This window comes from Lentibacillus populi, assembly GCA_014642895.1.
In the GTDB taxonomy this organism is placed as follows: domain Bacteria; phylum Bacillota; class Bacilli; order Bacillales; family Amphibacillaceae; genus Lentibacillus_C; species Lentibacillus_C populi.
Genome location: BMJD01000019.1, coordinates 15705 through 29996 on the forward strand (window position 1 = coordinate 15705; position 14292 = coordinate 29996).

The 14292-nt window shown below is 39.7% G+C and carries 16 protein-coding genes; 12 read left to right on the forward strand and 4 right to left on the reverse strand.

Going from position 1 to position 14292, the window contains the following annotated elements; genetic code table 11:
- Positions 1 to 61: 61 nt before the first annotated feature.
- Genes IEX12_RS12265 through IEX12_RS12275 form a run of 3 tightly spaced genes read left to right on the forward strand, consistent with a single transcriptional unit; the run spans position 62 to position 2684 of the window.
- The gene (locus tag IEX12_RS12265; RefSeq protein WP_102416227.1) at positions 62 to 985 is read left to right on the forward strand and encodes an ABC transporter ATP-binding protein; all 924 of its coding nucleotides are present in this window, start codon (positions 62 to 64) and stop codon (positions 983 to 985) included.
- Positions 978 to 1739 (forward strand): ABC transporter permease, encoded by a 762-nt coding sequence (locus tag IEX12_RS12270; protein ID WP_088051650.1) that lies wholly within the window; start codon positions 978 to 980, stop codon positions 1737 to 1739. Before IEX12_RS12265 ends, IEX12_RS12270 begins: the two co-directional genes overlap by 8 nt.
- An 18-nt stretch (positions 1740 to 1757) precedes the next feature.
- Positions 1758 to 2684, forward strand: a complete 927-nt coding sequence (locus IEX12_RS12275; protein ID WP_088051649.1) for a sensor histidine kinase — start codon at positions 1758 to 1760, stop codon at positions 2682 to 2684.
- A 243-nt stretch (positions 2685 to 2927) separates the two neighbouring features.
- On the opposite strand, the gene IEX12_RS12280 is transcribed toward IEX12_RS12275, so the two are convergent.
- Complete coding sequence (locus IEX12_RS12280) at positions 2928 to 3305, reverse strand: group-specific protein (RefSeq protein WP_088051647.1); 378 nt, start codon at positions 3303 to 3305, stop codon at positions 2928 to 2930.
- A gap of 18 nt (positions 3306 to 3323) precedes the next feature.
- Positions 3324 to 3869, reverse strand: coding sequence for a GNAT family N-acetyltransferase (locus IEX12_RS12285; RefSeq protein ID WP_088051646.1), 546 nt, complete (start codon positions 3867 to 3869; stop codon positions 3324 to 3326).
- Positions 3870 to 4178: 309 nt separating this feature from the next.
- Between IEX12_RS12285 and IEX12_RS12290 the strand changes: the two genes are divergently transcribed.
- From IEX12_RS12290 to IEX12_RS12305, 4 genes are all read left to right on the forward strand, one after another.
- The gene (locus tag IEX12_RS12290) at positions 4179 to 4391 is read left to right on the forward strand and encodes a hypothetical protein (RefSeq protein ID WP_188725264.1); all 213 of its coding nucleotides are present in this window, start codon (positions 4179 to 4181) and stop codon (positions 4389 to 4391) included.
- A gap of 306 nt (positions 4392 to 4697) precedes the next feature.
- Complete coding sequence (locus tag IEX12_RS12295) at positions 4698 to 4904, forward strand: GNAT family N-acetyltransferase (RefSeq protein ID WP_188725265.1); 207 nt, start codon at positions 4698 to 4700, stop codon at positions 4902 to 4904.
- Between the two features lie 80 nt (positions 4905 to 4984).
- Positions 4985 to 8425 carry a hypothetical protein gene (locus IEX12_RS12300; RefSeq protein WP_088051645.1) on the forward strand — a complete coding sequence of 1147 codons (3441 nt, stop codon included), beginning with the start codon at positions 4985 to 4987 and terminating at the stop codon, positions 8423 to 8425.
- A 95-nt stretch (positions 8426 to 8520) separates the two neighbouring features.
- A complete protein-coding gene (locus IEX12_RS12305; RefSeq protein ID WP_088051644.1) occupies positions 8521 to 8826 on the forward strand; it encodes a TFIIB-type zinc ribbon-containing protein in 306 nt (101 codons plus the stop codon).
- Positions 8827 to 8950: 124 nt separating this feature from the next.
- Here IEX12_RS12305 and IEX12_RS12310 read toward each other — a convergent pair whose 3' ends face one another.
- The gene (locus tag IEX12_RS12310) at positions 8951 to 9310 is read right to left on the reverse strand and encodes a Lin0512 family protein (RefSeq protein WP_088051643.1); all 360 of its coding nucleotides are present in this window, start codon (positions 9308 to 9310) and stop codon (positions 8951 to 8953) included.
- Between the two features lie 224 nt (positions 9311 to 9534).
- Here IEX12_RS12310 and vanR point away from each other — a divergent pair, with 224 nt between their 5' ends.
- The 3 genes from vanR to vanY all read left to right on the forward strand — a co-directional run bounded on the left by vanR (position 9535) and on the right by vanY (position 12343).
- The gene (vanR, locus tag IEX12_RS12315) at positions 9535 to 10236 is read left to right on the forward strand and encodes a vancomycin resistance response regulator transcription factor, VanR-F/VanR-M family (protein ID WP_088051642.1); all 702 of its coding nucleotides are present in this window, start codon (positions 9535 to 9537) and stop codon (positions 10234 to 10236) included.
- Entirely contained in the window at positions 10229 to 11335 is a 1107-nt protein-coding gene (locus IEX12_RS12320; protein WP_088051641.1) for a sensor histidine kinase, read from the forward strand. The genes vanR and IEX12_RS12320 overlap by 8 nt, the downstream gene beginning before the upstream one ends.
- A gap of 117 nt (positions 11336 to 11452) precedes the next feature.
- Positions 11453 to 12343: a VanY-A/VanY-F/VanY-M family D-Ala-D-Ala carboxypeptidase gene (gene vanY / locus IEX12_RS12325; protein ID WP_088051640.1), complete on the forward strand. Its 891-nt coding sequence runs from the start codon at positions 11453 to 11455 to the stop codon at positions 12341 to 12343.
- Between the two features lie 201 nt (positions 12344 to 12544).
- Here vanY and IEX12_RS12330 read toward each other — a convergent pair whose 3' ends face one another.
- Positions 12545 to 12658, reverse strand: coding sequence for a Lin0512 family protein (locus IEX12_RS12330; RefSeq protein ID WP_106427350.1), 114 nt, complete (start codon positions 12656 to 12658; stop codon positions 12545 to 12547).
- Positions 12659 to 12894: 236 nt separating this feature from the next.
- Here IEX12_RS12330 and IEX12_RS12335 point away from each other — a divergent pair, with 236 nt between their 5' ends.
- Positions 12895 to 13650, forward strand: a complete 756-nt coding sequence (locus tag IEX12_RS12335) for an AAA family ATPase (RefSeq protein WP_088051639.1) — start codon at positions 12895 to 12897, stop codon at positions 13648 to 13650.
- Between the two features lie 24 nt (positions 13651 to 13674).
- Positions 13675 to 14154 carry a 23S rRNA (pseudouridine(1915)-N(3))-methyltransferase RlmH gene (gene rlmH, locus IEX12_RS12340; RefSeq protein WP_088051638.1) on the forward strand — a complete coding sequence of 160 codons (480 nt, stop codon included), beginning with the start codon at positions 13675 to 13677 and terminating at the stop codon, positions 14152 to 14154.
- Positions 14155 to 14292: the final 138 nt, after the last annotated feature.

Consider the following 14292-nt stretch of genomic DNA (forward strand, 5'->3'; position numbering starts at 1 on the left):
AAGTGTTTTATAAAATTTCCCATATCTTAAAGACATCACATCAAAAGGAAGGTGTCTTTCCATGCAGAACCACGTATTACGGACGTTTGATTTAACTAAAAAATACCGCGAACAGGTTGCACTTAACCATGTCAATATGACGATTGAAAAAGGAGATATTTATGGATTGATCGGGCGAAACGGCGCTGGGAAAACGACATTGATCCGTATGATTACCGGCCTTGTCGCGCCCAGCGAAGGATCAATGGAATTATTTACACAAACAGTAGAGAGTGCAATCCGCCATCATCGCCGAAGAATAGGGAGTATCATTGAATCCCCCTCTCTGTATCCGTCATATACAGCTTATCAAAACATGAAAGTTAGACAGCTAACGTTAGGAATACCTGACGAGAAGCGTATCACAGAGGTTTTAAACACAATTGGCTTGGCGGATACTGGCAATAAGAAGGTGAAGAACTTTTCACTGGGGATGAAGCAGCGACTTGGACTTGGTCTTGCCCTGCTTTCCAATCCGGACTTTCTCATTCTGGACGAGCCGACGAATGGACTTGATCCGGAGGGCATTAGGGAAATGCGCCATTTGCTTAAAGAACTAAATGAAAGCTACAACATTACTATACTGATTTCCAGTCACATTCTAGGCGAATTGTCCAAGATTGCAACACGTTATGGTGTGATTCATAACGGAGACCTTGTCGATGAATTTACGAAGAGAGAACTTGAAACACGCTGCCGTCAATATTTACGTGTACAGGTAGATCATATTGAAAAGGCGACCTTCGTTTTGGAAAATAAATTACAGATAACCGATTACGAGGTGATGGATGAGGAGACCCTTCATATTTACGAGCTTCTTGACAGGTCAGGAGATATTTGTCTTGCTTTTGCTCAGGATGGGGTGAAGGTAACTACAATTGAATCAAAAGGGGACGATCTGGAAAGCTACTTTTTAAACCTGATGGGAGGTCTTCAACATGCTTAATGTCATACGTGCGGACCTTTATAAACTCAAACATCTGAAGTCTTTTTACGTCGTCATAGTCCTGAGTGCATTTTTTGATTTTGTGATTCTTGCTGATCTGAGCAGCTATCCGGACAGCTACCAATCAACGTATGGCAACTTCCTGCAAATTGTATTCTATCCTTTTACTGTATGGCAGTTTATGCCGATGGTTTTACCACTTGCACTTGGTATATTAATTTGCCTTTTTGTTACCAATGATTTTTCGTATGGAACGATGAAAGATCCGGTGACACTCGGCCATAGCCGTTTTAGTGTATTTTTTTCAAAATGTCTTGTAGCAAGTATGGCAACAGTCATTATCCTTATCATCTGCATGATCGTGTCGATATTCACAGCCTTCTGGATGTTTGATGGATTAAGTAGTATACCCGGCATCCAAGACATTGTTCAATTTGGTACGCGTACCTTGCTTGAAATCGGATTATCAGTTGCTTTGGCTGTCCTGTTCACAACGCTTGCATTTGTCATTAAACATACAGCAGTTGTGATGGCTGTTCATTTCAGTGTTGCTCTGTTTGTTACGATGATTATCGGCGCCGTCTTTTTGCCAGGCAGTTCTTTTTTCTATGCATGGCTCGCCACTGCTATGGTAAAAGTCAGCAATGGCATTAGTATTGAAATGGCGGGAACAACACTTGCTGTCACTGTCATTTATCTGATGGTTTCATTTGTGGTCGGATATAGCGTTTTTGCAAACCGTGATATGAAATAAAGAAGGGAGGCGGATAACATGCTATTTGTCATCATTGTACTTGTGACTGCACTTGGGGTATTATCCGCCTACATATTGGTGTATAAAAAGCAAATAGAATCTCTTTCCAAGCAGCTTGATTTTGTTCATCACAACGATACGAACCAGCATCTCGAACTTTTCCTGCAAGCGAATGAACTGCAAAGGCTGGCGAAGCGCCTCAACGCCGTTTTGATACATTCACGGGATGAAAAAGTGACGCTATACAAAGCAGAACAAGCTTTTAGAGAGGCAATCACCAATGTTTCGCATGATTTGCGGACACCTCTTACCTCTGTCGTTGGATATATTGATATGCTTCAGGACGGAAAAATAACAGATGTTGAACGGGATGAATATTATCAGATTGTAAAAGAACGGATTCACCATCTCGTGCAAATGCTTGATAACCTGTTTGAGTTTGCCCGTATCGAGTCCGGGGAACACGCACTGGCATCTGAAAAAATCGATGTCGGTCAAACATTTCTGGAAACGATCTATCCTTTTCATTACGATTTTGCTGACAAAAAGGCAGAACCCCAGCTAATTCTTCCAGATGTTCCAATTTACATCATCGGTGATGCGGAGGTACTGCGGCGTATATTCGAAAATGTAATCCGGAACGCCTTAACTCACGGAGAAGGTGATTTTAAAGGGAAAATTGAAAAAGCAAACGGTAAAGCGGTGATTCATTTACAAAACCATGCTCCCAACTTGCAAGAACAGGAAATCCAAAATCTGTTCAAACGCTTCTATACAACTGATCCATCTCGCCATCGAAAGACAACTGGATTGGGACTGTCAATCACGAAAGGTTTGGTTGAAATGATGAATGGGGAAATCAAAGCAGAAAAGCAAGGGAATGAATTCGTCCTGACGATCCGGTTTGATCTCTTGTCTAGTCACAATGGCCACGTTCGGTTCTAGTGTTCAGTTGCTATTGTGCAGTACCTGCGTTCAAATGATAAGTCAACATCGGTTACTGGGGTTGATATAATTCTGTACGTGTTAAGATTCCGTGCAAGGGTTGAAGTTTTGCACACGGGTTGATAGTTTCCTGCACAGGCTGATGTTTCCCATACGCGTTGATATTCCCACACGACAGCTGAAATTTCCCTCTCCAGCCCAAGGAAGTCCCACTACAACCGCACCCTTGCACCTTTATTCCTCCTACACCAATCCAATCGTGGAAATAAAATCATCCTTCTTCCCGTGAAATCGTTCCACACCTTTAACAAAGTAAAATGAGGGGCAAGAGACGGGATCAAGCGCTTCTTCAGAATAAATGTAGACGCGCTTCCCTAAAGCAAGTGCAATACCAAGCTCGGTATGGCTCCCTTTGCCACCGGGAAGCAGCAGAATAAAAATATCACTGGAGGCAACGGCGTTTTTCTCTAGCTCGCCTGTCGACTGCAATGTAGCGGGTGTGTCGGCACGTACATTTTTCGTCCAGTCGTATGTTTGACGGAAGCCTTTTATAATAAGCTTTTGTGCTATATACCTGACCAAATTCTTATTCGAAAAACTTGACGCTATATAGAAATCCATCGAAAAAGCATCCCTTCTCTACTGTGCTTCCCACTCACTTGCCAGCATCCCGTAAACAACGTGGTCGACATAATGGTCATATAACCATTCAGCCTGACGAATCAGTCCTTCCTCCATGAACCCCAGCCGTTCAGGTATTGCCCTGCTTTTCTTATTTTCATATGCGGCACGGATCTCAACCCGATTCAAGCTTAATTCTGAAAAAGCGTAATCAATTAGTGACCGGACTGCCCGTGACATAATCCCTTTCCCTTGGAAATCCGTGGCCAGCCAATAACCAATCTTGCCAATTTTATTTGTCCAATCAAAGCTATTAAAACCAATAATACCTGCAAGTTCATGTTGATACATAATTCCTGCGTGAAGTCCTTTTTTGTCGTCGTATACCTGTAGTGTATGTTCAATGAAGGATCGGCTATCGTCAACTGTTTTTGTATTATCCACCCAGCCAAGCCATTCCCGCAAACTTTCCCGGGATTGATCCGTTAATTGAAATAATGCCTGTGAATCCGTTAATACCAATAATTTTAATGTAATTTCCTCATCAACCTCTTGATAAAACATGGAAACACATCCCTTACGAATAAAATAGGTTATATGATATTGTATCACAAAGTCCAGGTAAGATATTACTTTAATTTTCAAGATTGATGCCACTTCCTTTGGTGCTGTAAACGATTATATAGAAGAAGGCTTTTTATCTTTATGGCATTTCTTGCAGGAATTCCTCGGTGGTATGTAGTAATTGTATTGGAATGGCCAAATTTTGATGGTGACAGCAGGGGATTAGTTGGATATCGTTTTTGAAATGGGTAGAACAGTATTTTGTTATCGGGTAGCAGGATGATTGTTTATTAATGAGGTGGGGGCTATATGGGTTTTGATTTCAAGCTAATGACACAAAAACAAGCAGAAATTATAGCCTACCAGTGGCATTATGATGGTATTTATTCATTTTATGATATGGAATCGGATGAAGAGGATTTAGAGGAATTTCTCGACCAGGATAAGCGTGGGGAATCTGTATTTGCAGTTCAAAAGGGTAATGACTTAATTGGTTTTTTCAAAGATAAAGAAAGTATATAAATTTAGGCTCTATTCTGTTCTCGGCAGAGTAGGCCACGTCCGGCTCCAGCGCCCAGCGACTAGTGGACTTCCCTCGCCTCCGTACGATAAGTCAACATCGGTTCGGGGAAGGAGGAAGGCCGACTAAGAACGGACTTTGCGTCCAACGTCGGCATACCCCTATGAAGGGGCATGTTTCCTTTATCTCCTACGGCTCAGTCCAGTCCATACGTCGCTAAACGGGCGCTTGCGCCTTTGTTCGTTTTAACCAGGTTGATTCAGAGACCCTTTATATAGGATTGGGTATGAGACCAGATCTAACAGGAAATGGAAACGGATATGATTTTCCTTGTTGAAGGTCTAGAATTTGCAAATCACAGATATTCACCTGAAAAAATTACATTATCTGTTGCAACATTTAATCAAAGAGCAATTAAAGCTTATGAAAAGACAGGTTTTAAACCCATTGGAACATTTATGCAGGAAACGAATGGCAGCAAGTATGAGTTTCTAAAAATGGTTTATGAATGTTAGTGCCTAAGAAATTCATAGAACTTGATAAACTTTTAAATTACTGAAAGAAGATTATTTTTACTTTTTAAGGTGAGGATTAAATGGACCACATAAAAAACAGCTCACGACAGCAAATCGTTAAGGAAGAGCTGAAACAGCTGGAAGAAGCGCAATACATATCACCTGAATTATATACCCAAGTTGTAGAAGCACACAATCAATATTATGCAGATTTGGAAGCAAGGGAAGCAGAGACGTTTGCAGAAATGCAAGAGGCTGAATTGTTTGACACAGATGTCCCTTTGGAAAAGTTACCCGAGAAAGAACCTGTTATCGAAAAGAAAGTATTATCGCCACAGGAGATTCGGGAGCGGAATATTACCTGGTCACTAAATCTGGGGGTCGTTTTGCTTTTGATTGGCGGCCTGGTTCTTGCTACAAGCACATGGGAAACACTTGCCAATTGGATGAAATCCGGATTAATTGCACTCGTCTCCTTGCTGTTTTTTGGGCTTGCCCTATTTACGATGCGCATTTTGAAAATCAAAAAGACAGCATTTGCATTTCACGTACTTGGCGGTCTGTTCCTGCCGATCACTATCTTGTCTGTAGGCTTTTTTGAATTACTAGGCCCCTATTTTTCGTTTATCGGTGAAGGGCGTTATCTGTTTGGGGCTGCTGGCAGTGTCGTCATTCTGCCAATCTACCTTTTGCTTGCGAAAAAACTAGTATCACGGCTTTTTGTATGGTTCTCGTATGTTACGGTTACCGTTTTTACAGGCTTCTTGCTAGCGGCATTGTATTTGCCTGTGGATGGGTTTTATCTTGGCATTATGTTGTTTAATGCATTGCTTATCGTACTATACAAACGGCTTAAGGATAACCAGCGTATACAGCTGTTTATCAAAGAATTTGTACTTTATATCCAATTCAATTTGGTTTTCTCCACATTGCTGATGCTCGTTTTTTACAATCATGAAGTCGTTTATGGTTTTAATTTGCTGTTAACGGCGATTCTTTACTTTGCAATGGTATATGTAACCAAGCATAAGGAGTATCATTTTGTCTTCAGTGCCATGCTTGTTTACGGTGCATACCAGCTAATTGAATATTCCATTTTGCATGTGGTTGGGGCCATCGTCTACGCGCTATTAGGGTTTGTCTTTTTAGCGATACCGAGATTCATAGCGGATGATCATTCACTAAAAATTTCCTTTCGTTATACAAGTGCAGTCGTGTCTGCTTGTGCTTTTGTGTATATCAGTTTTGAAGGGATTATGATGAGGATGCATGAGCCGTCGTTAGTCATGCTACTGGCGTATGTGCTGATTGCCTTGAATTTTACGTTTCTTTCCAACATGCCAAAACAGATATTGTTTGCTTATTTAAGTCCTGTATTTTTGATGAGTGCTTTATATGAGGTTGTTTTGTTTGGTCAGGATTGGTTTGGTTATGAGGGATTAATACTGCCGTTATTTTTAATGGGTTTAATCATTTATATTGTCTTTGGTTGTTTGATGAAAATGTCCTTTTTCCAAACGATTAAAGAAAGCACGCGAGATGTCGGTGGAGTTATAATGCTATTATGCGTTTTGGTTGATTATCTGTTGATGAACTGGTGGCAGGTTGGGATTATGCTCCTGCTTGTAAGTATGACCGCATTAACCATGGAACGTTTTGAAAAAAGAGCGGTATTTACAGAAGGCGATTCTCCTTCTTGGGTCCATGCGCTATCATTGGGTCTTGCCGTTATGATGTTTTATGCTGCTATTGAGAATCAGGTAACAATCGAACACTATACTGGACCATTGCAAGCGGAGAGCTTTGTTCTGGCAGGCATTGTTGTTCTGTTGGCAAGCTTTGTGTGGTGGCAGCTGAAACGAAAGCCGTATGAGGAACATTCCTTTTATACTGCAAATGGCTTTTATTTGCTAGGGATGGTATTAACAGTAACGCTTGATTTTGATGCTGTGATACGTGCTGTAATTATGCTAGGTGGAGCAGTAATGGCTTATTTGCTGTACCGAAAAACAAACTCGACTTCTGTCTCGTATGTTGTCAGTGGCATATCTCTAACGTTTTATATAGCAGTACTTTTTGCTATTCACTCGCAAATGGATATCCAATCTGACCTTTTCAATTCACTACAATTCGTTATCGGGGCGGTGCTGCTCTTAATAGTGGGATATATGGCCCGAAAATATGACAGCAACCTGACGAACAGTTTCTGGTGGGCAGGACACTCTTTCTTGCCATTTGCTTTGCTTGCTAGTTTTTTACTTTTTGAGGAAAAAACTGTCTGGGCATTTTTCGTAGCTACAGTTGTTTATGGACTTAGTCTTCGGTTGGCAAAAGCGGAATGGATGATCTTAAGTTTTTTATATGCCGGATTTTCAACGTTTTGGATCGGTCTCAGTCTATTGTTTGTCTTGTTGGATCTGGACGAACACATTCATTATGCTGGACTTCTTACAAGCATCATGATTGCAATTGGATGGTACTTCAGTAAGGGAGCGTGGACAAGACGGATCGCATTTTATGTCATTCCTTTTTCCGTATTTGGCATTTTTGTATTCACGTTAGTGCGGGATTTTGACATTACGCTATTTCTCGTTACAGTGCTTTACGCAATGTTGACGCTATTCATGATGCATAAGGAAAAATGGGATATCTTTAATGTTGTCCCACTCATACTTGTCTACTATGTGCTATGGATTTATGAAGATGCGTTTCTATCGCCAGATTATAGCATGTTAGTTAGACTTGTCGTGTTTGCTGGTGTACTTATGGTGGTTGGTTTGTTATCGTATCCGGTTATTTATCAAGAACAAAAAGACAAGGAAATACCTTACATGATTGATTGGTATTCGATCATTGGCCTTATCGCACTATGTAATTTGTATATGGTTACAACAGAAATGTTATGGACAAAACTGTTGCCTGGGCTGCTCATTTCCCTTTATTTGCTGCTGCAACGGAAACGTATCCCATCTGTTCCGGTAAAATGGGTAATCTTTGCAGCATGTGCTTATCTGCTGCAGCCATATTATGTATTACTTGGAAATATTCGATTACCTAATTTAATCGAGCGGGAATTATATGTTTTACCGTGGGTGGTTGTTGTTATTTTCCTGAAAAAGGTTGCAGACAGGGAGTATAAAACGGTCGTAAATTATATACAGTGGGCTGTTCTGGTCATCGTTTCGCTGTTACTTATCCAGGATGCACTGGCAAGCTCGACTATCTATGATGCGTTAATCATGGGTGTGCTGTCTCTTGCCTCGATGCTTGGCGGCATGGCTTATCAGCGAAAGGCATTTTTCTTTGTCGGAGCAGGGGTATTACTGCTGAATGTTTTCTTGCAAACAAGGCCATACTGGGGAAACCTGCCATGGTGGGCATACCTTTTAATTGCCGGATCGATTTTAATTGCGGTGGCAAGCTATAATGAATGGCATAAGCAAAAAACGGCAGATGGGAAAGAAACATTAGCCTCTATTTTTTATAAAAAGGTTATTCAGAGGATAAAACGGTGGGAATGACAGGCACAAGTCTTAATTAAATTGTCAAATTATTTCCTCGAGGCTCGTGGTATAATAATATAAATTGTGTTATCCCATATTAAAGGAGTGGAGCAATGAATTGTCCAGTTTGTGATAATGTACGTATGCGCGAGGTTGAGAAGGAAAACGTGTTGATTGATATTTGTCCGAATTGCAAAGGTGTATGGCTGGATCGTGGTGAACTGGAAAAAATCACACAAGGCTTACGAGAGGACGAACAGTATAACGATCGGTCCCACAAATCTGATGATCGATACTATCGGGATGATCGTGATTATTCCCGAAAAGATTACGACTCGAAATACGATAGGCATGGTTACCCACCAAAGTATAAAAAGAAAAAAAGAATGACAGATATTCTTAGTGACTTGTTGGGATAGTTAAATATACTCTACTAAAGAGACAGGCAAGTAATCCCTGTCTCTTTATCATGATTCACTTGTTTTTAGACGCTTTAATTAAAACGCGTATCCATGAAGCGAATGTTGGATACGCGTTTTAAAATTAATAACCAACTTCAACAGCTGCGTTGACAATATACATCAAATCATTCTTATCCTGTTGGTCCTCAAGGAAAATACCACTTGTTGTTGCCATGCCGCCATCGACGACTTCAACCGTCACGGTGCCATATGGAATCATCATTTTGATTTTCTCCTCGTCTAATTTGTCATGATCGGCAGGGATTGCCAATTTGACATTTACTTTCATATTTTCTAAATTCTCATCAGGAAGCATTTTTGCAATCCCTGGCATGGAATTGTAATGAATTGCGTCTTCCACTGCCCGTTGTGAGGCGGTGGTAACATCCTGACCATGTACATCAAGGCCTGTCCCGGTTTGAATAAATAGTAGTTGCTGCATGTTTATCGCTCCTTATTGTGAGTCTGATAATGATATTCCCTTAGGTAAGATTATACAAACACGATTAGATAAATGCACATATAGTTTGGTAAACTATAGTAAAGAAATTTAAGGGGGATTGTACATATATGTAACCGAGCATAAGGAATATGACTTTGTCTTCAGTGCCATGCTGGTTTATGAAAGGACTTTATATATAGCTAACTTTACTTAGGAGTGGGAAGATGAGAGATATTTCGATATTAATTGCTGATGACGAGGAGGAGATTGCTGATTTGATTGCCATTCATTTAGAAAAAGAAGGGTACCATGTTATGAAAGTATCGAATGGACAAGAGGCTGTTCGTGTTGTTGAGACACAGGTCTTTGATTTGCTGATTTTGGATATTATGATGCCGAAAATGGATGGATATGAAGTAACCCGCCGCATTCGTGAACAGCATAATATGCCTATCATATTTTTGAGTGCTAAGACATCTGATTTTGATAAAGTACAGGGACTTGTAATTGGAGCAGATGATTATATGACTAAACCATTTACCCCGATAGAATTGGTCGCTCGTGTAAATGCTCAGCTCCGACGTTTTATGAAACTAAATCAACATAAAACAGATACAAATAATTACACTAGCGTGGAATATGGTGGATTAGTTATTTCTCCAGAGCAACGTACAGTTACTCTATATGGCGAAAGCATCGAGCTAACACCGAAAGAGTTTGATATTTTGTATTTACTGGCGAGTCATCCAAAAAAAGTTTTTAGTGTGGAAAGTATTTTCAGGCAAGTGTGGGGTGAAGCATACTTTGAAGGGGCTAATACCGTTATGGTTCATGTACGTACGCTTCGGAAAAAACTTGAAGAAGATAAACGGAAAGACAAATGGATTAAGACAGTCTGGGGAGTAGGGTATACATTCAATGGTTAAAATGATGCGCAGTTTTCGTTCAAAGATGGTGTTGTTATTTGGTTTTAGTATGTTTCTCTCTGGCACTATAACTTATATAATCTTTAAAATACTTCAATATTATTACCATACTTGGGTTGATTACGGCGATCCATTGACGCATTTCCGTTCATTTATGTACAAAATTGGCGATATTAATTTCTTTTTACTTATATTTATTCCACTTTCAATATTGTTTTTCTTTCTCTTTACGAAGCGCTATTCCACTTATTTCAAAGAGATTTCAAGGGGAATTCACTACCTTGCCCGTGGCGACTTTCAACATCAGGTTACAATCCAATCAAATGATGAGTTTAACGACATTACGAACGACATTAATCTTGCTAGTAAAAAGTTAAAAGAAGCCATAGAAAGAGGTGATTTTTCGGAAAGCAGTAAGGATCAGCTAGTAGTAAACTTAGCACATGATTTACGAACTCCACTTACCTCTGTTTTAGGCTATTTGGATTTGATCCTTAAGGATGAAAGCTTGTCTAAAGAACAAGTCAGACACTTTTTAACGATTGCCTTTACCAAATCCCAACGTTTGGAAAGGCTGGTTGATGAATTATTCGAGATAACTAGAATGAACTATGGAATGCTGCCAGTTGAAAATAAGAGAATAAATTTAACTGATCTACTTAACCAATTAAAGGAGGAATTGTATCCTTTATTCGAAAAAAGTCATTTGATTGCTCGGATGAATAGTACGACCCATTTACCCATTCTGGGCGATGGAGATTTGATAGCACGTGTGTTTGAAAATCTTATTACTAATGCTATTCGTTATGGATATGACGGCCAGTATGTCGATATTAACGGTTTTATTGATACAGATGAAGTGGTAGTTCAAGTTGTGAATTATGGAGATAGCATTCCTCCGGATGAACTTCCGCATCTCTTTGATATGTTCTATACCGGGGACAAAGCACGAACTAACCAAGAAGATAGCACAGGTCTTGGCTTGTTCATTGCGAAGAATATTGTGGAGCAGCATAATGGATCGATTACTGCCAAAAGTAGCGTCATACAGACAATTTTTGAAGTCCGTTTACCAAAGGAAAGTGAACGAAATAATTAAGATAGAAACTTCAAGCAAGTACATGATTTAAGAAAAATTTAAGATTTACCCCACTATTTTTTTAAATAGTTTTAGTTATTCTTTTGAGTAAAGAAGAATAAGGAGGAAACGTAAAAAATGAAGAAATGGGGATGTTTATTTTTATTACTATTGTGCTTGTGTCTAACCTATATATATATTGGACCGTTTTTTGAACCAAAAGCAGATTTGCCAAATGTAGAAGTACAAGAATATGATCAACATGAAAATGATAAAGCAGGGGATGGAAGGACTTCTGAAAGTGTCCAAATAGATCTTACAAAAGATCAAATCTATCAAGGAAATCTGCTCTTGGTCAACAGTGAGTATCCGGTTGACCGCGAAAGTATTAAATCAGATGTTGTCAATCTATTTAAGCACAATGAATTGGTAAAAGGATACGGATTGTTAGATAACGACACTTATTTGTCAGAGGATATAGCACGTAAATTTTCAGATATGATTGCTGCTGCGGAAAAAGAAGGAGTTTCTAATTTCTTCATTACTAGTGGATTTCGAGACTTTGATGAACAACGTGTACTTTATCAAGAAAAGGGCTCTGCCTATGCCTTGCCACCCGGCTATAGCGAACACAATTTGGGTTTATCGCTTGATGTAGGAACTACTCAAATGAAGATGGCTGAAGCACCTGAAGGAGAGTGGATAGAAAAAAACGCTTGGAAATACGGGTTCATTTTACGCTATCCAGAGGATAAAGCTGACGTCACAGGTATCAACTATGAACCCTGGCACATTCGCTATGTTGGTTTACCGCATAGTGCGATTATGAAGGAAAATAATTTTGTTTTAGAAGAGTATTTAGATTATCTCAAGGAAAAAAAGAAGGTTTCTGCTAAGGTTGATGGTCAAAAATATACTGTTTCTTATTACGCTTTTTCTGAAAACACGACCATTAATATAGCGGAAAATCACGAGTATGAGATTTCAGGTAACAATATGGATGGAGTAATTGTGACCGTTTATGAATGATAAGTGAAAAAAGAAATAGCTAATCGAATAAATGTAAGAGTAAGGTTAAAAGTAAAAGCTTATCCTACAATCGTATGCTTACCTAATATAGAAAGAGGCTTGTTGTAGGCCTGGTCTTTAAACGCTTTTAAGAAACAAAATTATGTTGGGTTGTACAAGTTATTGTGAGGAATTGCACTTAATTGGTGAATTCGTTCATATTCAGTTCCAAAATAATAGAATCGCATCTTCTACTGCACGCTGGGATGCTTGTATCACATCTTGTCCTTGCAAGTCAAGACCTGTTCCGGTTTGAATGAATAAGAGTTGCTGCATGGTATCGCTCCTTGTTAGAGATTTATGTAATAATGTTTCCCTTAGCTAATATTATACAAACTTGCTTAGCAAAATGCAGTATCAATGGTAAGCGACAACTGCCTCCTGCCCCAAGGAATGCCTGCGAAGAAAAATGAGTTAGGTGTATCTTCAGTTTAATTAACAGCCAATTTGTACGGGAATTTTGCTATGATAGGGTTAACAGTTTTTTTACGTATCGAGGTGTTTTCATTGGCATGAAGTTAAATCGTGATACACAGTATGTTAAAAACGTAACATTGAAAAAAGAAATGATACCTTCGTATGACACGTTTCCGTTCCATTTGCCTGTCATTAACATGTTTCAGGAATTGGTTCTTCATCCGAATGTGACGTATATTATTGGGGAAAATGGAATGGGAAAGTCAACGTTGCTTGAGGGCATTGCCGTGGCACTTGGATTTAATCCGGAAGGCGGCACACGCAATTTCAATTTTTCCAGCTATGACTCCCACTCCAGCCTTGATCAATACTTAAGGATAGCAAAAGGTGTCCAGCGACCAAAGGATGGCTTCTTTTTCCGTGCCGAATCATTTTATAATGTGGCGACGAATATTGAAGAAATGGATGCACAACCTGCCCCGGCTCCAAGGATTGTTGATTCCTTTGGTGGAAAATCACTTCATGAACAATCACACGGCGAATCCTTTTTCGCTGCTTTTGTCCACCGATTCCGGGGTGGAGGGTTATATATTTTAGACGAACCGGAAGCGGCACTATCACCACTCCGGCAGATGTCTTTACTTGCCCGGATCCATGAGCTGGTCAACGAGGGATCACAGTTCATCATATCAACCCACTCGCCGATTATCATGGCGTACAGTCAGGCAAAAATTATAGAACTAACAGAAGATGGTATGACAGAAAAAGCCCTGGAGGACACGAATCACTATTCAATTATGAAGCAGTTTTTCGAAGATCGGGAGCGCTTGCTGCATCATTTGTTCCAGTAGTCTTAGGAAAAGGAATGGTTGAACATGAAAATATCCATCGTAGCAGTGGGAAAGCTAAAGGAAAAATATTTAAAGCAGGGAATCCAGGAGTATTTAAAACGGCTCTCTGCATATGCAAAAGTAGATATTATCGAAGTTGCCGATGAAAAGGCGCCAGAAAACATGAGTGAGGCAGAAATGGCGGAAGTGAAGCGGAAGGAAGGAGAGCGGATCCTTGGTGCGCTTTCACCTGATACATATGTGATCACACTTGAAATCAATGGAAAAATGCTGACTTCCGAGCAGCTGGCAGCCAAAGTGGATGAGCTTGCAACATACGGGAAAAGCAAAATTGCCTTTATAATTGGCGGTTCACTTGGGATTAGTGAAACGGTGCAGAAGCGGAGTGATTTGGCGCTGTCGTTTTCTAAGATGACCTTTCCACATCAGCTTATGCGGGTGGTGCTGTTGGAGCAGGTTTATCGGGCGTTTCGGATTGTTAGGGGGGAACCGTACCACAAGTGATGGTAAAACAAAAAATAACAATGAACATTAACGAAAAACAAATAAATAAACTATTGAATTAGAAAAATTAAATTTAAAAAAATGGCAACTATATACTAAGTTGTCATTTTTTATTTGATTGCTTTACTTTTGATAATA

Coding starts and splice junctions, on each gene's coding strand:
- IEX12_RS12305 (WP_088051644.1), top strand. CDS start 8,521: ATGAATTGTCCAGTTTGTGATAATGTACGTATGCGCGAGGTTGAGAAG.
- IEX12_RS12300 (WP_088051645.1), top strand. CDS start 4,985: ATGGACCACATAAAAAACAGCTCACGACAGCAAATCGTTAAGGAAGAG.
- IEX12_RS12330 (WP_106427350.1), bottom strand. CDS start 12,658: ATGCAGCAACTCTTATTCATTCAAACCGGAACAGGTCTTGACTTGCAA.
- IEX12_RS12290 (WP_188725264.1), top strand. CDS start 4,179: ATGGGTTTTGATTTCAAGCTAATGACACAAAAACAAGCAGAAATTATA.
- rlmH (WP_088051638.1), top strand. CDS start 13,675: ATGAAAATATCCATCGTAGCAGTGGGAAAGCTAAAGGAAAAATATTTA.
- vanY (WP_088051640.1), top strand. CDS start 11,453: ATGAAGAAATGGGGATGTTTATTTTTATTACTATTGTGCTTGTGTCTA.
- IEX12_RS12265 (WP_102416227.1), top strand. CDS start 62: ATGCAGAACCACGTATTACGGACGTTTGATTTAACTAAAAAATACCGC.
- IEX12_RS12295 (WP_188725265.1), top strand. CDS start 4,698: ATGGAAACGGATATGATTTTCCTTGTTGAAGGTCTAGAATTTGCAAAT.
- IEX12_RS12280 (WP_088051647.1), bottom strand. CDS start 3,305: ATGGATTTCTATATAGCGTCAAGTTTTTCGAATAAGAATTTGGTCAGG.
- IEX12_RS12275 (WP_088051649.1), top strand. CDS start 1,758: ATGCTATTTGTCATCATTGTACTTGTGACTGCACTTGGGGTATTATCC.
- IEX12_RS12310 (WP_088051643.1), bottom strand. CDS start 9,310: ATGCAGCAACTACTATTTATTCAAACCGGGACAGGCCTTGATGTACAT.
- IEX12_RS12320 (WP_088051641.1), top strand. CDS start 10,229: ATGGTTAAAATGATGCGCAGTTTTCGTTCAAAGATGGTGTTGTTATTT.
- IEX12_RS12285 (WP_088051646.1), bottom strand. CDS start 3,869: ATGTTTTATCAAGAGGTTGATGAGGAAATTACATTAAAATTATTGGTA.
- IEX12_RS12335 (WP_088051639.1), top strand. CDS start 12,895: ATGAAGTTAAATCGTGATACACAGTATGTTAAAAACGTAACATTGAAA.
- IEX12_RS12270 (WP_088051650.1), top strand. CDS start 978: ATGCTTAATGTCATACGTGCGGACCTTTATAAACTCAAACATCTGAAG.
- vanR (WP_088051642.1), top strand. CDS start 9,535: ATGAGAGATATTTCGATATTAATTGCTGATGACGAGGAGGAGATTGCT.